The 20,858-nt window shown below is 66.4% G+C and carries 22 protein-coding genes; 6 read left to right on the plus strand and 16 right to left on the minus strand.

Annotated features, from left to right (window positions below):
- Position 1 precedes the first annotated feature (1 nt).
- The 4 genes from IEX78_RS02995 to ddaH all read right to left on the minus strand — a co-directional run bounded on the left by IEX78_RS02995 (position 2) and on the right by ddaH (position 2,579).
- Entirely contained in the window at positions 2–613 is a 612-nt protein-coding gene (locus tag IEX78_RS02995) for a hypothetical protein (protein ID WP_188827142.1), read from the minus strand.
- Positions 606–992 carry a hypothetical protein gene (locus tag IEX78_RS03000; RefSeq protein ID WP_188827143.1) on the minus strand — a complete coding sequence of 129 codons (387 nt, stop codon included), beginning with the start codon at positions 990–992 and terminating at the stop codon, positions 606–608. The genes IEX78_RS02995 and IEX78_RS03000 overlap by 8 nt, the downstream gene beginning before the upstream one ends.
- A gap of 70 nt (positions 993–1,062) precedes the next feature.
- Positions 1,063–1,695 (minus strand): LysE family translocator, encoded by a 633-nt coding sequence (locus IEX78_RS03005; RefSeq protein ID WP_188827144.1) that lies wholly within the window; start codon positions 1,693–1,695, stop codon positions 1,063–1,065.
- Positions 1,696–1,712: 17 nt separating this feature from the next.
- Positions 1,713–2,579, minus strand: a complete 867-nt coding sequence (gene ddaH / locus IEX78_RS03010; protein WP_188827145.1) for a dimethylargininase — start codon at positions 2,577–2,579, stop codon at positions 1,713–1,715.
- Between the two features lie 128 nt (positions 2,580–2,707).
- On the opposite strand from ddaH, the gene IEX78_RS03015 reads away from it, so the two are divergent.
- Genes IEX78_RS03015 through IEX78_RS03030 form a run of 4 tightly spaced genes read left to right on the plus strand, consistent with a single transcriptional unit; the run spans position 2,708 to position 6,031 of the window.
- Positions 2,708–3,145, plus strand: coding sequence for an Lrp/AsnC family transcriptional regulator (locus tag IEX78_RS03015; protein ID WP_188827146.1), 438 nt, complete (start codon positions 2,708–2,710; stop codon positions 3,143–3,145).
- Between the two features lie 44 nt (positions 3,146–3,189).
- A complete protein-coding gene (locus IEX78_RS03020) occupies positions 3,190–3,825 on the plus strand; it encodes a precorrin-8X methylmutase (protein WP_188827147.1) in 636 nt (211 codons plus the stop codon).
- Positions 3,822–5,453 (plus strand): precorrin-2 C(20)-methyltransferase, encoded by a 1,632-nt coding sequence (locus tag IEX78_RS03025; RefSeq protein ID WP_188827148.1) that lies wholly within the window; start codon positions 3,822–3,824, stop codon positions 5,451–5,453. Before IEX78_RS03020 ends, IEX78_RS03025 begins: the two co-directional genes overlap by 4 nt.
- A 38-nt stretch (positions 5,454–5,491) precedes the next feature.
- Complete coding sequence (locus tag IEX78_RS03030) at positions 5,492–6,031, plus strand: PadR family transcriptional regulator (protein ID WP_188827149.1); 540 nt, start codon at positions 5,492–5,494, stop codon at positions 6,029–6,031.
- A 144-nt stretch (positions 6,032–6,175) separates the two neighbouring features.
- On the opposite strand, the gene IEX78_RS03035 is transcribed toward IEX78_RS03030, so the two are convergent.
- The 4 genes from IEX78_RS03035 to dprE2 all read right to left on the minus strand — a co-directional run bounded on the left by IEX78_RS03035 (position 6,176) and on the right by dprE2 (position 9,962).
- Entirely contained in the window at positions 6,176–6,919 is a 744-nt protein-coding gene (locus tag IEX78_RS03035) for a cobalt-precorrin-6A reductase (RefSeq protein ID WP_188828206.1), read from the minus strand.
- A complete protein-coding gene (locus tag IEX78_RS03040) occupies positions 6,916–7,521 on the minus strand; it encodes a DUF8020 domain-containing protein (RefSeq protein WP_188827150.1) in 606 nt (201 codons plus the stop codon). Before IEX78_RS03040 ends, IEX78_RS03035 begins: the two co-directional genes overlap by 4 nt.
- A 282-nt stretch (positions 7,522–7,803) precedes the next feature.
- The gene (gene cbiE, locus IEX78_RS03045) at positions 7,804–9,216 is read right to left on the minus strand and encodes a precorrin-6y C5,15-methyltransferase (decarboxylating) subunit CbiE (RefSeq protein ID WP_188827151.1); all 1,413 of its coding nucleotides are present in this window, start codon (positions 9,214–9,216) and stop codon (positions 7,804–7,806) included.
- On the minus strand, positions 9,213–9,962 hold the full coding sequence (dprE2, locus tag IEX78_RS03050) for a decaprenylphospho-beta-D-erythro-pentofuranosid-2-ulose 2-reductase (protein ID WP_188827152.1): 750 nt from the start codon (positions 9,960–9,962) through the stop codon (positions 9,213–9,215). The genes cbiE and dprE2 overlap by 4 nt, the downstream gene beginning before the upstream one ends.
- Positions 9,963–10,033: 71 nt before the next feature.
- On the opposite strand from dprE2, the gene IEX78_RS03055 reads away from it, so the two are divergent.
- Complete coding sequence (locus tag IEX78_RS03055) at positions 10,034–10,432, plus strand: PPOX class F420-dependent oxidoreductase (RefSeq protein WP_188827153.1); 399 nt, start codon at positions 10,034–10,036, stop codon at positions 10,430–10,432.
- A 246-nt stretch (positions 10,433–10,678) separates the two neighbouring features.
- Here the strand turns inward: IEX78_RS03055 and IEX78_RS03060 are convergent, their stop codons facing one another.
- A complete protein-coding gene (locus IEX78_RS03060) occupies positions 10,679–11,803 on the minus strand; it encodes a M24 family metallopeptidase (protein WP_188827154.1) in 1,125 nt (374 codons plus the stop codon).
- A gap of 66 nt (positions 11,804–11,869) precedes the next feature.
- On the opposite strand from IEX78_RS03060, the gene IEX78_RS03065 reads away from it, so the two are divergent.
- Positions 11,870–12,826 (plus strand): 5'-3' exonuclease, encoded by a 957-nt coding sequence (locus tag IEX78_RS03065; RefSeq protein WP_188827155.1) that lies wholly within the window; start codon positions 11,870–11,872, stop codon positions 12,824–12,826.
- A 57-nt stretch (positions 12,827–12,883) separates the two neighbouring features.
- Here IEX78_RS03065 and IEX78_RS03070 read toward each other — a convergent pair whose 3' ends face one another.
- The 7 genes from IEX78_RS03070 to IEX78_RS03100 form a co-directional block, all read right to left on the minus strand.
- Complete coding sequence (locus IEX78_RS03070) at positions 12,884–13,645, minus strand: DUF4333 domain-containing protein (protein WP_188827156.1); 762 nt, start codon at positions 13,643–13,645, stop codon at positions 12,884–12,886.
- 93 nt (positions 13,646–13,738) lie between these two features.
- Positions 13,739–16,435, minus strand: a complete 2,697-nt coding sequence (locus IEX78_RS03075) for a DEAD/DEAH box helicase (RefSeq protein ID WP_188827157.1) — start codon at positions 16,433–16,435, stop codon at positions 13,739–13,741.
- Between the two features lie 3 nt (positions 16,436–16,438).
- Positions 16,439–17,407 carry a twin-arginine translocase subunit TatC gene (gene tatC, locus IEX78_RS03080; protein ID WP_188827158.1) on the minus strand — a complete coding sequence of 323 codons (969 nt, stop codon included), beginning with the start codon at positions 17,405–17,407 and terminating at the stop codon, positions 16,439–16,441.
- Positions 17,408–17,479: 72 nt separating this feature from the next.
- Positions 17,480–17,752, minus strand: a complete 273-nt coding sequence (tatA, locus tag IEX78_RS03085) for a Sec-independent protein translocase subunit TatA (protein ID WP_188827159.1) — start codon at positions 17,750–17,752, stop codon at positions 17,480–17,482.
- A 92-nt stretch (positions 17,753–17,844) separates the two neighbouring features.
- Positions 17,845–18,873 carry a 2-dehydropantoate 2-reductase gene (locus tag IEX78_RS03090; RefSeq protein WP_188827160.1) on the minus strand — a complete coding sequence of 343 codons (1,029 nt, stop codon included), beginning with the start codon at positions 18,871–18,873 and terminating at the stop codon, positions 17,845–17,847.
- Positions 18,870–19,844 carry a helix-turn-helix transcriptional regulator gene (locus IEX78_RS03095; protein WP_188827161.1) on the minus strand — a complete coding sequence of 325 codons (975 nt, stop codon included), beginning with the start codon at positions 19,842–19,844 and terminating at the stop codon, positions 18,870–18,872. Before IEX78_RS03095 ends, IEX78_RS03090 begins: the two co-directional genes overlap by 4 nt.
- Positions 19,841–20,836 (minus strand): helix-turn-helix transcriptional regulator, encoded by a 996-nt coding sequence (locus tag IEX78_RS03100; protein ID WP_188827162.1) that lies wholly within the window; start codon positions 20,834–20,836, stop codon positions 19,841–19,843. The genes IEX78_RS03095 and IEX78_RS03100 overlap by 4 nt, the downstream gene beginning before the upstream one ends.
- Positions 20,837–20,858 lie beyond the last annotated feature (22 nt).

Raw genomic sequence — 20,858 nt, forward strand, 5'->3', positions numbered from 1 at the left:
ACTATTTCCCCGCCCCACCCTGCTGTGCTTGCTGAATTTCGGCAACCTTGGCCGCGACACCGGTATCCCACGCGACGCCAGGCCCGAACTTGCCTGGATTATCTATCGCGTACTGGCCGACTTGGTGAAGCGTCGACACATTATTGCCCACGTGGTTCGCCGCATCAACAAAGGATTCTTTGCTGTAATTGTGGTTCAGAACGAAATTGACGGAATTATTCGATAACACTTCGCCCCACGACATCTTGTCGATGTCAGCATCGCTCGCATGCGGGTTACCCGCAACGTGAGTGAACATTTCCTTGAACGTGGATTGGAACTGTTCGTCCATGATGTAGTAACGGCCAGCCGACAAATTCAGGATCTGCGCGATCGAGTTGCCTGACTGCACTAACGCCCGCACACCCCATGACCAACGCTCGGTGAAGGTCTCAAAACTGGCTTGCGCGTTGGGTTTCCCGATCTCAAGTGACGACATCGTCAACAGCGAAAACCCACGACCCACCGCGCCGGTCTCCCCAATCCCCATTGCAGAGAGTTCACCGATGATCGAGGTAATGCCGGTCGCAGCTTGAGTAAGCAGGGTCGGATCAACGTTGAGATTGTCAGCCATCGGCAGCCTCAGCGACGGCGGGCGGGAACGTCATCGGCGCCGAGCTGAGCATGTCGACCGCGACCCCGGTCGGCACTGATTGCTCATCGGCGAAGGCTTTGAGCCGCCGACCAAGGAAGGTGTGGAAGCGGTACTGGTCATCGGCGGCCACCCCGCGCGCAACCATGAATCGCGCGTACTCAGTCAGCCCGGTGAACGCGCACACCCACGCGACGCCACCCACGTCCAGGGTGAACAACCTGTCCTCTGGGCCCAGCAACGGCACGAGCAACGCTGCCTCGTCGAATGCAGCCACCAACTCGTTCGCGACCCCGAACCCGCCGTAGAACGCCGCGATCTCCGAACGCAGCCGGTCGGCATCAACAACAAAATCGAGCATGTCCGCTCCTATCTTCCCCTCGGACATCGCTCGCCACGGTAACGAATGGCGCCTACGGGTGTCCACCCGGTCAGTGCGCCCCGCTCATCGCCATGCCCGCACCAACGCCCACAATCATCACCCCACCCGTACCGCCAACCGCCTCCAATCGGCGCGGGGACGACGCGAACCACGTGCGGGCCCGTGCTGCCGTCAACGCCCAAATGCTGTCCGACAACACCTGAATCGACAGGGCAATCAAACCGAGCGTCAGCATCTGTAGCGGGAGCGCGCCGTTTTCCGGGGTCGTGAACTGCGGCAACGCCGCGCCGAAGAACACGATCGTTTTCGGGTTCGTCGCGCCGACGATCACACCCTGACGGAAGACGCGGGAGGCGTGACCAGCGGGTGCCTCGTTGACAACCTCAGCGAGTTTCTTGCGCGACCGGATTGTCGTGATACCCAAATACACCATGTAGCACGCGCCAACGACTTTCACGACGGTGAACGCCACCGCCGACGCCATCACCAACGCGCCGAGCCCAACAACCACGGCGAGCAGCGGGACCATCGACCCGCACGTCCCGCCCGCTACCGACAACAACGCCGAGCGGCGGCCCAGCGCCAACGCGCGACCAATCGCGAACAACACGTTCGGGCCGGGGATGACGATGATGATGGTCGCGGCGAGAGCGAAAGCGGCCGCGTGTGACAGCGAAACCATCGCCCCTAGTTTAGTCGCTACGCGCCACCCACGCGATCGCGCCGCGAATGCTGTTCGAGCACACAGCATTTCACGCCGCCACCACCCTTGCGCAGTTCGGACATGTCGACGGGCACCGGTTGGAAACCCCGCTCCCGCAACGCGGCGATGAGGTGCGTGGCCCCGGGATCAAGAAACACGTGCTGCCCGTCGCTGACCCCGTTGAGCCCAAACGACAGCGCGTCATTCTCGTCAGCCACGATCGCGTCGGGATACAGCGCGGCAAGCACATCCTGGGCCGCAGGACTAAACGCGGCCGGGTAGTACGCGATGGTGTCGTCATCGAGGACCATCAGCGCGGTGTCGAGGTGATAGAAACGCGGATCGACCAGCTCAAGCGAAACGACCGGCAACCCGAAATACTGCTCGACTTCCGCATGCGCCGACAGCGAACAGCGGAACCCCACGCCCGCGAGAATTCGCGACCCCGCGTACGCGAAATCGCCCTCACCCTCATTGGTTTCCGACGCTGGCGCTAAATCAGCGAGGTCGCGGCCGGAAAACCAATGGTGATACGCCGGACCTTCGGCCGCTCGTTCCTCGTGCGCGAACCGTGCCGACAGCGCGCGACCACCGATGACGACGCCCGAATTCGCCGCGAACACCATGTCGGGCAAGCCCGGTTCGCCCGGCACGACGTCGACGGTGTGGCCGTAACTTTCCAACTTCGCCCGCAGAATGTCCCATTGCGCGAGCGCGCGCGGCCGGTCTACCGGCGTTTTCGGGTCCATCCACGGATTGATCGTGTAACTGACGGTGAAGTGTTCGGGTCGACACATCACGTAGCGGCGCGGTGTCGCTACGCGTGCGGCGGCCGGGTCAGGTGAGGGCGCAATGGCGGTCATCGAATACTCCTGGCGGCAAGCGGGGCGACGGACGGTACAGACCGGGTGCTACGACGATAATCTCCACTCCGTTGCACGAGGAAGGCCACTTTATTGCGTGTCGAGGCAATTGAGCGCATATTTGTTGCGTGGACGACCTCGACCGACGCATCCTCGGCCAATTACTCGCCAACGCGCGCGCCACCTTCGGCGACATTGGCTCAGTGGTCGGGCTATCGGCGCCCGCGGTGAAACGGCGCGTGGACAAGATGGTCGCGAACGGGCATATCACCGGCTTCACCGCCCAGGTCAACCCGACCGCGCTCGGTTGGACAACCGAGGCCTACGTCGAGGTGTATTACCGCGACAACATCTCCCCCGCCGAGCTGCGCCGCACGCTGGAACCGATTCCACAGGTCGTCGGCGTGTGGACGATCGCGGGCGAAGCCGACGCGCTCGTGCATGTGATGGCGACCGATATGGCCGAGATTGAGGTGACCGTGGAGCGGATCAGGGAGAACGCGCGGGTAGGACGCACGCGCAGTTCGCTGGTGATGTCGCGGTTGCTTGAACGCTCCCGCACCTGAACCACCTGCACGCCGCCGTTACGGCAGGTTCTAGGGTTGTGCCCATGTCCGACGTGCGTGCCAGCTACCTCACCGACGGGGCCGAGATCTATCGGCGCTCGTTCGCGACGATCCGCGCCGAAGCCGACCTGTCGGGCTTCCCCGCCGACGTCGAGCGGGTCGCGGTGCGGATGATCCACGGGTGCGGACAGGTCGACCTCGCGCCCGACATCGCCTACTCCCCCGGTGTTGTCGCCGCCGCCCGCGCGGCGTTGCGTGCTGGCAAACCGATTCTGTGCGACGCGAATATGGTCGCGTCCGGTGTCACGCGCAAGCGGTTGCCCGCCGACAACGAGGTGCTGTGCAACCTCACCGATCCCCGCGTGCCCGCGCTCGCCGCCGAACTGGGCAACACGCGCTCGGTCGCCGCGCTTGACCTGCTGCGCGACCGACTCGACGGTGCCGTCGTCGCGATCGGCAACGCGCCGACCGCGCTGTTCCACCTCCTCGACATGCTCGACGCCGGTGCGCCGAAACCCGCTGCGGTGATTGGCATTCCGGTGGGGTTCATCGGTGCTGCCGAATCCAAGCAGGCATTGATCGACTTCGGTGGGATCGAATATTTGACCGTGCGCGGCAGGCGGGGTGGCAGCGCCATCACCGCGTCCGCGCTGAACGCGATCGCTAGCGAGGCAGAGTGACCGGCAAACTGTGGGGCATCGGGCTTGGACCCGGCGACCCGGAACTCGTCACCGTCAAAGCCGCGCGCATTATCGGCGCGGCCGACGTGATCGCCTTCCACAGCGCGCGCCACGGCCGCAGCATTTCCCGCGCGATCGCCGAACCGTATTTCCGGCCAGGTCAGCTCGAAGAACACCTGGTCTACCCGGTGACGACCGAGACGACCGATCACCCCGGCGGCTACCAGGGCGCGATCGACGAGTTCTACACCGAAGCCGCCGAACGGCTCGCGGTGCATCTGGCCGCTGGGCGCGATGTCGCGTTGCTCGCCGCTGGTGACCCGCTGTTTTACAGCTCCTACATGCACATGCACCGCCGCCTCGCCGACCGGTTCGAAGCCGAGATCGTGCCGGGGGTGACGTCGGTGAGCGCCGCGTCGGCCGCGCTTGGGACACCGCTGGTTGAGGGCGAACAGGTGCTGACAGTCCTTCCAGGGACGATGCCGGTCGACGAACTCACCGAGCGGCTGCGCAACACCGAAGCGGCGGCGATCATGAAGCTCGGTCGCACGTTTCCCGGTGTGCGGCAAGCGCTTTCGGACTCGGGCCGCCTTGACGACGCGTATTACGTCGAACGGGCGTCGACGAAGCGGCAGCGGGTGTTGCCGGTCGCGGAGGTGGACGAGTCCCAGGTGCCGTACTTCGCGATCACGTTGGTGCCCGGGCCGACCCCGACTCTGCCGTTGGCGAGCTTGTCTGCGAACGAAAAGCGTTCGGACACAGGTGATCTGAGCGCTGTGCCGTTGGAGCACCGAGCCGCGACAGACACGCGCACGGGGCCTGTCGTCGAGCAAACAGATGCCGTCGTCACGCACGAAACCCCTTCGCGCGCGGGCGAAGTCGTCGTCGTTGGCCTCGGCCCCGGCGCGCAAGAGTGGACCACCCCCGAAGTCACCGTCGCCCTCGACGCCGCAACCGACCTCGTCGGCTACACCACCTACCTCAATCGCGTGACCCCGCGCCCCGGCCAGCAGCGCCACGCCAGCGACAACAAGGTCGAATCCGAGCGTGCCGCAATGGCTTTGGACCTCGCCAAACGCGGCAAGCGCGTCGTTGTCGTCTCGTCCGGCGACCCCGGCGTGTTCGCGATGGCCGCCGCCGTGCTTGAGGTGTCGGCCGAACCTCAGTTCGCCAACGTCACAGTACGGGTGCTGCCGGGCATGACGGCGGCGAACGCGGTGGCCAGTCGGGTCGGCGCACCGCTCGGGCACGACTACGCGATGATCTCGCTATCGGATCGACTCAAGCCGTGGGACGTTGTCGCCCAACGACTTTCGGCTGTCGCCGCCGCCGACATGGCGATCGCGATCTACAACCCCGCGTCAACGCAACGGCGCTGGCAGGTCGACGCGATGCGCAGCGTGCTCCTGGAACACCGAGACCCCGAAACCCCCGTTGTCGTCGGCCGCGACGTCGGCGGGCCGACCGAATCCGTGCGCGTCACCACCCTCGCCGACCTCAACCCCGACGAAGTCGACATGCGCACGCTGTTGATCATCGGCGCGTCAACGACCACCGCGTTCACCAGCCCCGACGGGACCCGTGTCTTCACCGCGCGCCGCTATGGAGTTCCCGCGACCCCCGCGTAACGTTCCACAAAGGAACATAGTTCGAAGGGAGTAGACCGTTGACCGACACCGCGACTCGACGCCGCCCGCTGAACTCCACCGCGGCCTCGCTACTGGGTTTCCTACACGAGGGCCCGATGTCGGGCTGGGACCTAGCGACCCAGGCCCAGCACCGCATCGGCGACTTTTGGACCATCACGCAAAGCCAGGTCTATCGCGAACTGGGCGCGATGGACACCGCAGGACTCGTCACCCGAGGCGAACCGGGTGCGCGCGAACGCACGCCCTACCGCATCACCGAGGCGGGCCGCGAAGCGTTTGCTGAGTGGGTGAGCCGCGACCCGGGCGCGGAAACGATTCGGGTGCCGCTGCTGCTGACCTTGTCGTTCGGCGACCATCTCGACCCGAAACACCGCGACCGCATCATCGCCGCCAACAAAGACGTCCACCAGGACCGACTCGACCGCTACCTCGACGAAGATGCCAGCGCGCTCGGCCCGAACCAGCAGGCAACGCTCGCGTTCGGCATCGCCTACGAACGCGCGGTCCTCGAGTGGTTTGACCAGCTGCCCACGATTTTCGCGAACGACCGGCGCTAGCTGGGGACCGCCGCGGCCTCGCACAGCGGGCAATCAACGAGTGGAACACCACGGTCGCACACGCCTCGCCAATATCAGCGCGCTCGTCTGCTCGCGGATGGATCACCACCAAGTGACAGCGGTACTGCTTCGCGCGCCGAATACTTAGCGGGGCAGTAACCCGGTAAGCCAGCTCATCGCGTCGGCAGCGTTCTCCACGCTGCGCGCCCCAGCGGGCAGCGGCGGCCGATCGATCAGGATCACCGGAACGCCAGCGGTGCGTGCGGCGGCGAGTTTCGCTTCGGTTTGGTCGCCGCCGCTATTTTTGGTGACGATCACGTCGATGCGATGGTCTGACATCAGCACAAGCTCGTCGTCGAAACTGAACGGCCCGCGCGCGAGCAGCACCTTATGCCGGGGCGGCAGCGGGGCGCTCGGCGCGTCGATCGCGCGAATCACGAAGTGGCGGTCGGCACGGTCGGCGAACGCGCCAACGCCCTGCCTGCCGATGGTGAGCAGCACACGTTCCCCATGCGGCGTCAATGCCTTTGCGGCAGCGGCCAAGTCGGGCACGATGGTCCACAGGTCGCCCGGCTGACGTCGCCACGCGGGCCTGCGCACATGCAGCAAGGGGACGCCCGCAAGGGCTGCGGCGTCGGCGGCGTTGGCCGTGACTTGCGCGGCGAACGGGTGTGTCGCGTCCACGACGGCGTCGATCGCGTTGTCGGTCAGCCAGTGTCGGAGACCCTCGACGCCTCCGAAACCGCCGATCCGAACCGCGCCGACAGGCAACCGCGGGTTGGCAACCCGACCGGCGAGCGAGGACACGATGTCGAGTCCCCGCTCGTCGGAACAGATCCGAGCCAGCTCGCGGGCTTCGCTCGTGCCGCCGAGGATCAGGACTTTCAGGGCTGCCCGCTGAAGTAGGCCGATCCCGAGTCGATCAGCGGCTGCCCGCCCGCGACGAGCAGACCGATCACGCCGCCGACGATCGCGCCGGGCACGATGCCGACGATCAGGCCGAACACACCAATGAACGCGCCGATCAGCGCGCCCGTGATACCGCCGGTCGACGCGCGCTGCAGTTCAGCCATGAACCATTCCTGCGAGCTGATGTCTTTGAGCTTCGACTCGCCGGCGGTGGGGGTGAGCGTGAGCTGGGTACCGTCGGCCGAAACTGCTGCGGCGATCGGAACCTGCTGGTTGCCGAGGCTCGCGGTAAGCGGCACCGACGCGACGACAGCGCCGTCGGCGTTGCGCAGAGTGGCGGTTGCCTTGTCCGTGTCGAGCGTGAACGCGCCGCCGGTGACGGTGGTGACCACGGATTTGCCCGCGTCGGCCAACGCGGTCGTGTAGTTGACGCCATGATCAACACCACGCACACCGGGCGCGGGCGCCGCGGGGGCGGAAACGCTGGGGGCGGGTGCTGGCTCAGCGAAGGCGGGGGCGGCCGCGATGCCCGTCGCGGCGATGGCCAGCAACGCGGGAGCGGTGAACTTCGAGTACTTCATACGACTCTCCATCGTGGAAATCGAACCGAGGGTAGTTACTCGGAACGCGCCCGACCATACCCCTGAGTCATGCGAACTACACCTCCGGTTCGTGACTTTCGACAATGCCCCGTGGCTGGGACAACGAGTCCGCCGTGATCTGCGTGTGACCTTTCCGTGACCGTCGCGACGCGCCGAAGCGGTGTCTCACCAGCACCTTTTACACCGTATCTGGAGTCACATTCAGGTAGGTTTCGCGCGCGGTTTCGACCATCGGGAAATCGCGTATGAACTTTATGAACTTTATTGGGACGGCTTCGTCACGACCCATTGCGCCACAGGCAGGTGCGGACGCCACGCGGTGAAGCCGCCGAGAGCTTCGCCGCGATAGATCTGAAACTTGCGTAGCGCGCCGCCGTGGACGCGGGCCCAGTCGAGCAGCCGCGCTTCCGACTCAGCGGTCACCGCGTTAGCAACAAAGCGGCCACCGGGGCGCAGACGCGCCCAGCAGGTGTCGAACACGTCAGGCTGGGTGAGGCCGCCACCGAGGAAGATCGCGTCCGGGTCGGCGCGGTATTCGGTTGCGGTAGCTGGGAATTCGCCCGCGACGGTGATGGCGGGGACGCCGAGCGCCGTCGCGTTGGTGCTGATCTGACCGCGACGACTCGCGACGCGCTCGAAAGTGACGGCGCGGCAGGACGGGTTCGTGCGACACCACTCGATCGCGATCGTTCCCGAGCCGCCGCCTACGTCCCAGAGCAGTTCACCGGGAGCCGGGGCGAGGGCGCTGAGCGTGAGCGCGCGGACTTCGGCTTTGGTGAGTTGGCCGTCGCCGGTGAAGGAGTCGTCGGGGAGACCCGGGGTGCGCGTGCGGCGCGGGAAGGCGGGGTCGGCGGTGGCTTCGATCGCGACGAGGTTGAGGGGGTCGCCTGGCGCGTGGGGCCAGGCGCTCGCGGTGCCGAGCAGGTGGCGTTCGCGCGGACCGCCGAGTTGTTCGAGAACGGTGAGGGTCGACGGTCCGAAACCGTTGTCGCACAACAGTTTCGCGATCTCGGCCGGACTCTGCTCGGACTCGCTGAGCACGAGGAGGCGAGCGCCGTCGGAGAGCGCTGCCACGATGGCGGCGAGCGGTCGCGCGACGACGCTGAGCACCGGGGTATCGGCGAGCGACCAGCCCAGGCGCGCGCAGGCGAGCGAAGCGGACGACGGGTGCGGGAACACGGTTAGCGCGGCGGGGCCGACCAGTCGCGCGAGGGTGGTGCCGATGCCGAAGAACATCGGGTCGCCGCTAGCGAGGACCGCGATCACGCGATTCCTGTTCTGGCGCAACAGGTCTGGAAGCGCGGGAAGGAGCGGAGTCGGCCAGCTGAAGCGCACGGGCCGAATGCCGGGTGATCCGTGCGAAGCTGCGGCCCGCTCGTCGCTGCCTGCAGAGTCTCGGGGCGTCGGCAGAGGGGGCGCATCGACGGATTCGCATTCGGCGGGCGCACCACCTGCGCTGCTGGGAATCGTCAGGGACTCGCTGCCCGATGCACGCGACGTCCGGGTCCGGAATTCCGCTAGCTCGGACGGCAGGAGGTCGAGTTGACGTCGACCGCCAAAGATGATGTCCGCGTTGGCAAGTGCCGCTTTCGCTGACTCACCCAATCCCGCCCAACCGTCCGCGCCGATCCCGACAACCGCGATCGGCTTGCCCGTCCAATCGACCTCGCTCACCGGGGCATCCGCCGCCAAATCGACTGTGGGACAACGCGAGTGATCGCGGCAAGCACACGCAACGGGCCGGGGATCCAGACGCGGGCCTTCCCCTTGCCCAGTGCCTTCACTACCGCGTCAGCGACCTGGTCGGGGGTGCTCGACAGCGGCGCCGGCGTCATGCCGGTTGTCATGCGGCCAATCACGAAACCTGGTCGCGCCAAGAGTAACTGGACGCCGGTGCCGTGCAACGCGTCACCGAGGCCCGACGCGAACCCGTCGAGTCCCGCCTTCGCCGACCCGTACACGTAGTTCGCGCGCCGCACCCGCACGCCCGCGATGGAACTGAACACGATGAGCTGGCCAGCGCCCTGCGCTCGCATGAGGTTCGCCAGCGTCGTGAGCACGCTGACCTGGGCTACGTAGTCGGTGTTGACCACCGCGACCGCGTGCGCGGGGTCGGCCTCAGCGCGCTCCTGGTCGCCGAGGACACCGAAGGCGAGGACCACCGTCGCGAGTGGGCCATGTTCGGCGACGAGCTTGTCGAACAGCGGCGCGTGGCTGGCGATGTCGTCGGCATCGAATTCGACCGGGTGCACGGCCGACGCGCCCGCCGCAACGACGCGCGCGGTTTCGGCGGCGAGGTCATCGGAGCGGCGCGCGGCGAGAATCACCGACCGACCTGGTGCGAGCCGAACCGCGATCTCAAGCCCAATCTCGCTGCGCCCACCGAGCACAAGCACCGGCCCACTACGTTGCGTACCCATGCGTGCCAGTCTTCCACCCGTACGACAACGGGCAGAAGCCACCGGTTGTCTGGGCGACTACCGTCAACCCCATGTCGACCCCGTCCGTGCACCTCTCCCCCGCCGCGCTTGAGTTCGTCAACGACCGCCACCTCGCCACCCTCACGACCCTGCGCGCCGACGGCACCCCGCACGTCGTCGCGGTCGGCTTCACCTTCGACCCCGAAACCGGCATCGCGCGCGTGATCACCGACGGTGCGTCAGTCAAAGCGCGCAACGCGCGGAAGAGCGGCTACGCGGCGGTCAGCCAGGTGGACGGCGCACGCTGGATCACCCTCGAAGGCCCCGCGACCGTCCTCACCGAACCCAACGACGTCGGCGAAGCCGTCGCGCGCTACACCCAGCGCTACCGCGTGCCACGCGAGAACCCGACGCGCGTCGTCGTCGCGATACAGGTCCGCAAGGTCCTCGCGTCCCCCAGCTTGCGGTAGTCCTGCGGCGGACTGCCACGCGTCCTGGCGACGGTCGGCCGCCTCTTGCCAGTCGCGCGCTGGTCAGTGTGTCTGCCCGCCGAGCGATGAGTCCGCTGCGGATACGCCGCCCTCTCGTCGCCCGGTCGCCGTGCGGCCTGCGCTGGCCGCCCGGCGTGACACCGACCGAGCGGTCAGTCCGCTGCGGGATACGCCGCCCTCCCGGTCGCTTGCCCGGTGGTCTGGGACGTTCCGCCTGCCTGAGTATTAGAGCTGCGTCAACCCGTGCGGGCGCTTGTTCATCGACTCAACCCCGTCATCGGTGACGACAACGATGTCCTCGATTCGCGCACCCCACTCACCTCGGAAATAGATCCCCGGCTCGATGCTGAACGCCATGCCCGGTTCCAGCACGAGGTCGTTGCCCGCGACGATGTAGGGCTCCTCGTGCACCGAAAGCCCGATTCCGTGGCCGGTGCGGTGGACGAACGCGTCGCCGAAACCCGCTTCGACCAGCACGTCGCGCGCGGCGGCGTCGATCGACTCGGCCGTCACACCCGGGCGCACAGCGGCGACCGCCGCCGCCTGCGCCGCCTCCAACACCGCGAGCCTCGACGCCACTTCAGCGCTCGGTTCACCAAGCACGTAGGTGCGGGTCGAATCGGAGTAGTAGCCAGGCTCGACCGGGCCGCCGATGTCGATGACGACAACGTCGCCCGCTTCGATCACCCGATCTGACACCAGATGGTGCGGATCAGCACCGTGCGGGCCGGACCCGACGATCACGAACGCGGCCTCGGTGTGGCCTTCTTCGATGATCGCGGCGGTGATGTCGGCACCGACCTCGGCCTCAGTGCGGCCAGGGCGCAAGAACTCGCCCATGCGCGCATGGACACGGTCGATCGCGGCACCGGCCCGCCGCAACGCGTCCAGTTCCGCGTCGTCTTTGGTCATCCGCAACGTGCGCAGCACCGGCGTCGCCGACACCGGCAGCGAGCCGAAACGGGCAGCGAGCGGCAACAAATGCAGGGCGGGCATGGTGTCGGTGACGGCGACGCGCGCGTCAGCGGGCAGCGCGTCACGCACGAGGTCATACGGGTCAACACCATCAACCCAATCGACAACGCGCAACCCAAGCTCGCCAACCGCCGACCCGTTCAGCGACGCCAATTCCAACGTCGGAAGCACAACCGTCGGCGTCGACCCGTCAGCCGGAATGATCAAGACCGTGAGTCGTTCGAAGGAATCGGCGGCCGAACCAACCAAATACCGCAGGTCAGGGCCCGGCGTGATGAGCAACGCGTCGACGTTTGCGGCGCGCGCGGCATCAGCGGCACGGGCAAGCCGGTCGGCGTAAACCTTCACATCGAACCTCGCATCGGAAGCGCTCATGGGCCCGACGCTACCAATGCACGGGCCAGCACGCTGTTTCCAGACACGCACGGGCACAATCGAACGGTGACCATCGACGAGTCAACGCCCGGCCCCCTCCTGCTGCTCGACGGCGCCAGCCTGTGGTTTCGCGCCTTCTACGGCATCCCCGACAAACTCAGCGCCGCCGACGGCAGGCCCGTCAACGCGGTGCGCGGGTTCACCGACATGGTCGCTTCGCTCATCACGAAGTTCGAACCCAGTCGCGTTGTTGTCGGCCTAGATCTGAACTGGCGCCCCGACTTTCGCGTTGACCTCGTCCCGTCGTACAAAGCGCATCGTCTCGCCGCCGACGCCGCTCCCGGTACCGAGGAAGTACCCGATCGCCTGACGCCCCAGGTCGAGATGATTCTCGACATCCTCGACGCGGCGGGCATCGCGACCGGCGGCGCCGACGGACTGGAGGCCGACGACGTGCTCGGCACCCTCGCCACACAGGAACGCACGTCGCCGGTTGTCGTCGTGAGCGGCGACCGCGACCTGCTCCAACTCGTCCGCGACGAACCAACGCCGCAGGTCAGGGTCCTCTACGCGGGGCGCGGGCTAGCGAAAGCCGAACTGTTCGGGCCAGCCGAAGTCGCCGCGAAATTCAATGTGCCTGAGGTGAACGCGGGCCCGGCTTACGCGCAAATGGCGACGCTGCGCGGCGACGCATCCGACGGCCTGCCCGGCGTCGCGGGCATCGGCGACAAATCGGCGGCCCAGCTGATCACGAAATTCGGTTCACTCGACGCGCTCATGGCCGCCGTCGACGATCCGTCGTCAGACCTCGCGAAGGGCGTGCGTGCGAAACTTGTTGCCGCGCAAGACTATTTAGCAGCCGCCGCGCCCGTCGTGCGTGTCGTGACCGACGCCGACGTCGATCTGTCGCGCCCAGACACCCTGCCGAGCGAACCCGTCGACAGGGAGCGCCTGCTGAAACTCGCCACCGAGTTCAACGCCGAAAGCCCAGTGAACCGACTCATCAAAGCCATGCGTCGCTAACCGCGTCGGGCCCGCCCACGCGAACGTGAACGGGCCCGAAAAGCGTTGTGCCACAGCCTAGCTGGGGCGACCGACCTCGTAGGTGCCGTCGTCCTTGGTGACCTTGACCTGAACCTTCTTCTGCTCGCCGCTGACCTTGAGGTCGCAGCTGAAGGTGTGGTCGACCTCGACCTGCTGACCCGACGGGCACTTCACATCAGCGACATCAGCGATGCCGTAAGAATCCTTGAGCACTCGCGCGACGCCCGACTGCACGGCAGCCGAATCGAGCTCGTCCGACGACATGACGACCAGAATCAGGCCGATAATCGCGGCAATAACCGCGACAGCACCAATGCCTAGGCCGATGATCAGGCCCTTGCTCTTCTTGCCACCCTGCGGGGTGAGCGGGGGCTGCTGCGGCGGCCACTGACCCTGCGGCTGCTGGGGCGCACCCCACTGCTGCTGGCCCGGCTGCGGCTGCGCCTGGGGCTGACCCCACTGCTGCGCCTGCGCGGCGGCAGCTTGGGCGGCCCAATCCTGTTGCTGCGGTTGCTGACCCCACTGCTGCTGCGGGTGCTGCGGCGCGCTCTGCTGGGGCGCACCCCACTGCTGAGCGGGCTGCTGCGGCTGTCCCTGCTGCGGCTGACCCCACGGGTTCGGTGCCTGCTGCTGGGGCTGGGCGTTCGGATCGCCCCAGTGCTGGGTGGGCTGCGCCTGCGGCTGCCCCGGTGCCCCACCCCACTGCGGTGCCGCGCCAGCGCCTGGCTGCCCGCCCCACACCTGGGTCGGATCGTTGTTCCCCTCCCCAGGGCCATTCGGTCCATACGGGCCGCTCATCCACTCGCCTCCACTCGCATAGTTATACAAACGATAGCCCCCCGCGCCATGCACGGTCGGTACGCGAAGAAATCAAATCACACCGTAGGTGACCTATGCGGCGTCGACGGCGACCACCCCACGCCGAATGGCCCGCACCGCTTTGCCCGCGGTGCTCGCGACCTCGGGATCGTCGGCGGTGTTGTGAATTTGATCCAGCATATCGATGACTTGCCGGTTCCAGCGAACGAAGTCGCCCGCCGACAGAGGCGTACCGCCATCGCCGCTGGCCAGCAACGAGTCGGCCAACTCGTCGCCGCGTGCCCACTTGTAGACGCCATTGACGAAACCAAGGTCGGGTTCTTTGGTCGGCGGCAACTTGTGCCGCGACTCATCGGCACGCAACTGCGTCCAAATATCGACGGTCTGGCCGATCGCGCGACGAATCGGTTCAGTCGGGCCGTGGACGCTGAGATAGCCGGTCTCCTGGCGTGATTCGTACACCAGCGTCGAGATGACCGCGGCCAATTCCGCCGGGCCAAGGCCCTTCCACACGCCCGCCCGCAATGCTTCGGCGACAACAAGATCGGCTTCGGCGTAAATGCGTGCGAGTCGCCGACCCGCTGGCGTGACCTCGCCATCAGCGACGAAACCGCGCTCCTCAAGCAGCCCGACGATCCGATCGAACGTGCGCGCGAGCGAATTCGTTGTCGCAGCAACCTTCTGGCGCATCGACTCGGTCTCGCGCTGCAACCGCAGATACCGTTCGCCGACGCGGGCGAGCTGTTCGCGGTCGGGACGCGCGTGGGCGGGATGCGACCGCACACTGCGCCGCAGTGTCGACAATTCACGATCCTCACCGCCGCGCGCACGGTCTTCCCGACGGCGACGCGGTCGCGAAATGCCCGTGCCCTTCAACGCCGACGCGAGATCACGCCGGACTCGCGCGGTGCGGTGGTCGACGCGACGCGGCAACGCCATGTGGCCGAGCGCTTCGGCGGGCGCGGGGAAATCAGCGGCCGACACGCGGCCCGCCCAGTGATCTTCGGTGAGCACGAGCGGACGCGGGTCGCCCGGCGTCTGATCAGGCTCAAGGACAACAGCGAGCCCAGCGCGCCGACCGACCGGAATCGCGACAACATCGCCGCGCCGCAGCCCAATCAGCGACTTCACCGCGGCGCCACGCCGATCAGCGCGACCCTGCTGCTGAATCTCGCGCTCGCGGGTTTTGAGCCGTTCCCGCAGGTTCATGTACTCCAAGAACGAACCCTCAACGCCGCCGAGCTGGCTTTCGAGCTTGCGCAACGCGCCCTCATTGCGCTCGATGCCACGCACCAACCCGACAACCGAACGGTCGGCCTGGAACTGGGCGAACGACCGCTCAAGCAGTTCGCGTGCTTCGGTGGTGCCGAGGCGGTCGATGAGGTTGATCGACATGTTGTAGCCGGGCCGGAACGAACTGCGCAGCGGGTAGGTGCGCGTTGACGCCAACCCTGCGACCGCGCTCGTATCCACTTCGGGCTGCCACAACACGACAGCGTGGCCTTCGACGTCGATGCCACGCCGCCCAGCACGGCCGGTGAGCTGCGTGTATTCGCCTGGGGTGAGTTCGGCGTGCGATTCACCGTTGAACTTGACCAGCCGTTCCATCACGACCGTGCGCGCGGGCATGTTGATGCCGAGCGCGAGCGTTTCGGTGGCGAAGACCGCGCGCACGAGCCCCTTGACGAACAGTTCTTCGACGGTGTGGCGGAACGCGGGCAACATGCCAGCGTGATGGGACGCGAACCCGCGATGCAGCGCTTCGCGCCACTCCCAGTACCCAAGGACCTCAAGGTCGGCCTTGGGCAGGTCGCCGGTGTGCTTTTCGATGATCGCGTCGATCTGTTCGGCTTCGCCTTCGCGGGACAGATCGAGCCGCGACCGCACGCATTGCGCCAACGCACCATCGCAGCCCGCGCGGCTGAAAATGAACGTGATCGCGGGAAGCAGACCTTCGTCGTCGAGACGGGCAAGCACCTCGGGTCGCGAAATCGGCCGAAACGACGTGCGACCGCCGCGCCCGCGCGGACCGCCGCCATAGCCGTGCATGCGGTCGCTTGCTTCGCGCTGCTTGATGTGGCGAACCAGGTCTTCGTCGACGAGGACTTTCTGGTCGCTGGATTTCGCGTCGAACAGGTCAAAAAGTCGCTTGCCGACAAGCACGTGCTGCGACAGCGGGATCGGGCGCGTCTCGTCGACGACAACGGCGGTGTCGCCGCGCACGGTCTCCATCCACGCGCCGAATTCCTCGGCGTTGCTGACCGTTGCCGACAGGCTGACCAGCTTGACCTCGGGCGGCAAATGCAGGATGACTTCTTCCCACACCGCGCCACGGAACCGGTCGGCGAGGTAGTGCACCTCGTCCATGACCACATACGACAGGCCGTCGAGTGCGTCCGAACCCGCGTAGAGCATGTTGCGCAGCACCTCGGTGGTCATCACGACCACCGGCGCGTCGGGGTTGATCGACTGATCACCCGTGAGCAAACCAACCTTGTCGCGCCCATATCGGGCGGTCAGATCGGCGAATTTCTGATTCGACAGCGCTTTGATGGGCGTTGTGTAAAAACACTTGCCGCCCTGAGCCAGCGCCATGTGTACCGCGAACTCGCCCACAATGGTCTTGCCCGCGCCGGTGGGGGCGCAGACAAGCACGCTGTGGCCCTCTTCAAGCGCCGCGCACGCGGTTTCTTGAAAGGGATCGAGATCGAACGACACCTCGTCGGCGAAAACCGCCAACTCTTGGGTCCCAACGGGAGTTTCGCTCACCCCTCAGAGCGTATCGGAGTAGTCCGACACAGACCGCCCCGTTTTTTGCGCGTCAGCGAGCGGCTCGGCCGCTCCGACACCTTCCGTCGCACCGATCGGGCCGGGCGTGTCCACGCTCGACGCTTCCTCGTCGGAGAGCGCACCCCAGTCGGCCGCTTCCCGCTTCGCCCGACGCGCGTCGTTGAAGCGCGAGAACTGCACCGCGAATTCGAACAGCACCGTCAACGCGACCGCGAGCGCGAGCATCGAGAACGGGTCCTGCGGGGTGACGATGGCCGCGAAAACGAACAGGCCGAACACGATGCCGCGACGCCACTTCTTGAGCTTCTCGTAGGGCAGCACCCCAACAAGGTTGAGCCCGATAACGACAAGCGGGGTCTCGAAACTGACGCCGAAAATGATCAGCAGCTGAATGATGAAACCGAAGTACTGGGTGCCCGAGAGCGCGGTGATCTGGACGTTGTCACCGATGGTCAACAGGAACGACAACGCGTGCGAAACAACCACGTAGGCAAGCACCGCGCCGGTGGCGAACAGCACCGAGCCCGCGCTCACGAACCCGACCGCGTAGCGGCGTTCCTTGGCGTAGAGACCGGGGGTAATGAACGCCCACAGCTGGTACAGCCAGAACGGCGCGGCCAGCACGACACCAGCGGTGAAACCGACCTTCAACCGCAGCATGAACTGTTCGAAGGGCGCGGTCGCCAACAAGCGACACGCGCCGTCGGCCGACAGTTGCGCTCGCGCCGACGCTGGCAACGCACAGTAGGGGCCGCGCAGAATCTCACCGAGGCTTTCGACCCCGAAAAACGAGTGCGAGTACCAGATGAAGCCGAAGATCGTGGTGACGAACACCGCAAGCAAGGCGAGCAGCAACCGGGTACGCAACTCCTGCAAATGCTCGACCAACGACATGGTGCCGTCAGGGTTGGTCACGCGCTTGCGTTGGCGCGGGTCGAACGGAATGCGCATGGGTTGTTGGTCGCCTCTCAAAGACAGCACAGCTCCCCGGAGCGAGTGATCACTCCGGGGTCGACATCGAACTTAGAGCGTCTTAGGGCTGGCCTGCGGCTCGACGATCGGGGTCGACGGCTGCACCGGCTGCGGCTGCTGAGCGGCCGAAAGCTGCTGCGGTTGTGCCGGCGCGGCCGGGGTGGCCGTGGTGTTCGACTCGGCCTGCATCTGGCCGACCTCGCTCTTGAAGATGCGCAGCGACCGACCGAGACCGCGCGCCGCGTCCGGCAGCCGCTTGGCGCCGAAGAGCAGGACGAACAGCAACGCGATGATCAGCAGGTGCGTCCAGCTGAACGTGCCCATTATCAGATACCTCCAAAGACTGTGGTGATGACCGATGTTACCTGCACACCGGGGTTATCGATTGCCCGGCCGCAGCGGTGTTCGCCATGAGTTCAACCCTGGACAGCGGCCGCAGCGGTGGTGAGCTCCGCCAATAACCGGCTGCCGGAGTAGCGCCGGGTGTCGCCAGCCTCGGCCGCGCGAACAAGTTCGGTGAGCCGCCGATTGACCGGCGTTGGCTGCCCAACCATCTCGCCCAATCGCACGATTTCCCCACATAACCACGCGATTTCGGTGCGCCGGCCGCGTGTCAGGTCGTCGGCCATCGACGAGTACGCGAGCGGGTCGACCGCGAGCACGCGACCGAAAACGCGACGGAAAATCGGGTCTGGCACGCGCAGGAGGCGGACCATCAACTCGGGCGGAATCGGCGTCAATTGTGCGGGCCGAATTCGCGCGCTGTTCATCACCGCGAGCGCTTCGGACTGAGCGAGCGCAAGGCAGCGACGAAAATCACGCACCCCCAACTGTTCGCGCAACGGTTGCCCCGACAACGCGTTGATGGGGTTGTTGAGATTGAGCAGCAGCTTCGCCCATTGCACCGCGCGCAGGTCGCGATGACGACGCAACGGCAGCCCAGCGGCCCGGAACGGCCCGGCGAACCGGTCGACAACCGGGTCGTCAGCAATGGCGACAACGCCGTCGCTCGCGCGGTGGAACACCCCGTTGTCGCGGTGCACGACGTTGAACATGACCATGCCCGCCAACACCACACACGACGGCAGAATCTCGCGAATCACCGACGCGTTGCCAATGCCGTTTTGCAGGCTCACGACCGGCGTGCCGGGACGCAGCTTGCCCGCGACCGACCGCACCGCGGCAGCCGTATCGGCCGATTTCACCGTGACAAGCACGAGGTCTGCGAGTTCGGGCTCATCCGGGGTGAGCGCGAGCCCGAAGCGATCGGGCGTGACCTCGATCGCGCCGCCGTCGAGGTCGGTCAGGTGCAGGCCGTGTTCGGCGATGTCGTCGAGGACGCGCTGACGGCCCACGAAGATCACATCGAGCCCAGCGGCGGCGAGCTGACCGCCGATGAAGACACCAACATTGCCCGCGCCGAGGACGAGTACCCGTTGACTCATGCCGACTCGGCCCCGGCTAGCCCTGCTGCGGCGTACGCCCGCAACGCGGCATCAGCGCGGTCGCGCACCGCATCGACCAGTTCAGGCGGCCCAACCACGCTGACCCCCGTCCCGAAGCCAAGCAAGAGCCGGGCCATCCAGTCGGCCGACGCGTAGCGCATGCCAGCCTCAATACTGCCGTCAGCGGCCGACTCGATGCGTTCCATCGGGTACTGATCGAGCACCCACGCATAGTCCGAGCGCAGGCGTAGTCGCGCGAGCGGCAGGTCGGTGTCGTCGGAAAACAGGTCGAACGCGGTGTCGTCGGCGGCAGCGTCGCTGGGTGCTTGCGCGGGTTCGTCCAGCTCCGTTGCCTCTTCGATGCGGTCGAAGCGGAACAGTCGCACCCCTTCGGCCTGGCGACACCACGCCTGCAGGTAGCTGTTGTTGTCGACGAGGACAACCCGAATCGGGTCGACGATGCGCTCGGAAACCTCGTCACGGCTTGCCGAGTAGTACACGAGCCGCAGCGCGTGCTCATCGGCCAAGGCCGCGCGGACCGTCGCGACAGCGGGCGCTTCGACGGGGACGCGCTGCGTGGGAGCGGGCCGGTCGGTGCCGGAAATGGCCGATTCGATCTTGGCGATCGCGCGGTGCGCGGCGGTCGGGTCAACCATGCCGGGCATTTCGACAATCGACCGCAGCGCGACCAACAACGCCGTCGCCTCGGTTGAGGTGAGCCGCAGCGGGCGTTCCATGCCCGCGGGGAAAACGACCTCGATGCTCTCTTCGGAGAATGACAGGTCGATCAAATCGCCCGGGCCATACCCCGGCAACCCACACATCCACAGTTGATTGAGGTCGCTCATCAACTGTTTGGTGGTGACACCAAGATCGTCGGCGGCCTCGGCCGCGCTGATGCCGGGGTGCGCGAGGAGGTACGGCACCATGTTCAACAGGCGCGAAAGGCGAAGGGACAGGCGCGAACTCACGATCCGACCTCCGTGTGGTCGAGCACCGACGCTAGGCGAGCGATCACGTCAGCGCGCAACTCGGGCGGATCCAATACCAACACATCGGGGCCGAACCCGGTGATCAAACGGGCAACCCAATCTCGTGACCGCACCGCCACGGTGATGACCGAACCCGGGCGACCACCGAGGTCGCGGTCTTCGACTTCGGTTCCGATGCGGCGTAATTCGCGTCCGCGGCCTTTGGCGACCCACAGCGTCGCGGTGCCGGTCACTGGGGTTGACCCGGTGACTCGGTCGACGATCGCGCGTAGGTCGGTGCCGTCGGGTTTGCGCACGGCGTTCTCTGGGCCGTAGGCGCGCACGTTGTCGCCGATGCGCGAGAGCCGGAAGGTGCGCACGGCGTCGCGTTCACGGTCGTGGCCAACGAGGTACCAGCGACCGAAGCGCGTGACGACACCCCACGGCTCGACATCGCGGGTGACCCACGGGTCGGTGACGGCGCTGTGGTGGTCGAACCGCACGGCCTGGCCAGCGTCGATGGCGGCGAGTAGCGCGCCGAGCACCGGCTCGGACCCACGCGTACGGGCGGGCACAGCAGGCACGGAAACACCAACGTTGTCGGTTTCGACACTCACCCCAGCGGCACGCAACTTCAGCAACGCGCCTTCAGCCGCCGTCGCGAGTTCGGGCGATTCCCACATCTGCACCGCGACAGCGACAGCGGCGGCTTCCTCACTCGACAGGTCGATGTCGGGCAGTTCGTAGGCGTCGCGGTTGATGCGGTAGCCCTCGAGCGTGGAAAACCGGCCAACCGGCCCAATCTCGAGCGGAATGCCCAGATCGCGCAGTTCATTCTTGTCGCGTTCGAACATGCGACTGAACGCTTCGTCGGTTACCGAATCCTCATAGCCCGCCACGCTGGCACGAATGCGTTCTGCCGAGAGAAACTGCCGGGTCGACAGCAGCGCGATGACCAAATTCATCAGCCGCTCGACCTTGGATATCGCCACCCGATAGAGGGTAATGGTCGAC

The organism is Nocardia camponoti, assembly GCF_014646135.1.
GTDB classification, from domain to species: Bacteria; Actinomycetota; Actinomycetes; order Mycobacteriales; family Mycobacteriaceae; genus Nocardia; species Nocardia camponoti.

Bases quoted from the DNA above. Each gene is read 5' to 3' on its own strand.
- IEX78_RS03020 (WP_188827147.1), top strand. From the start codon at position 3,190: ATGTCCGACGTGCGTGCCAGCTACCTCACCGACGGGGCCGAGATCTAT.
- IEX78_RS02995 (WP_188827142.1), bottom strand. From the start codon at position 613: ATGGCTGACAATCTCAACGTTGATCCGACCCTGCTTACTCAAGCTGCG.
- IEX78_RS03070 (WP_188827156.1), bottom strand. From the start codon at position 13,645: ATGAGCGGCCCGTATGGACCGAATGGCCCTGGGGAGGGGAACAACGAT.
- tatA (WP_188827159.1), bottom strand. From the start codon at position 17,752: ATGGGCACGTTCAGCTGGACGCACCTGCTGATCATCGCGTTGCTGTTC.
- IEX78_RS03040 (WP_188827150.1), bottom strand. From the start codon at position 7,521: ATGAAGTACTCGAAGTTCACCGCTCCCGCGTTGCTGGCCATCGCCGCG.
- dprE2 (WP_188827152.1), bottom strand. From the start codon at position 9,962: ATGGGTACGCAACGTAGTGGGCCGGTGCTTGTGCTCGGTGGGCGCAGC.
- IEX78_RS03055 (WP_188827153.1), top strand. From the start codon at position 10,034: ATGTCGACCCCGTCCGTGCACCTCTCCCCCGCCGCGCTTGAGTTCGTC.
- IEX78_RS03090 (WP_188827160.1), bottom strand. From the start codon at position 18,873: ATGAGTCAACGGGTACTCGTCCTCGGCGCGGGCAATGTTGGTGTCTTC.
- ddaH (WP_188827145.1), bottom strand. From the start codon at position 2,579: ATGACCGCCATTGCGCCCTCACCTGACCCGGCCGCCGCACGCGTAGCG.
- IEX78_RS03060 (WP_188827154.1), bottom strand. From the start codon at position 11,803: ATGAGCGCTTCCGATGCGAGGTTCGATGTGAAGGTTTACGCCGACCGG.
- tatC (WP_188827158.1), bottom strand. From the start codon at position 17,407: ATGCGCATTCCGTTCGACCCGCGCCAACGCAAGCGCGTGACCAACCCT.
- IEX78_RS03000 (WP_188827143.1), bottom strand. From the start codon at position 992: ATGCTCGATTTTGTTGTTGATGCCGACCGGCTGCGTTCGGAGATCGCG.
- IEX78_RS03005 (WP_188827144.1), bottom strand. From the start codon at position 1,695: ATGGTTTCGCTGTCACACGCGGCCGCTTTCGCTCTCGCCGCGACCATC.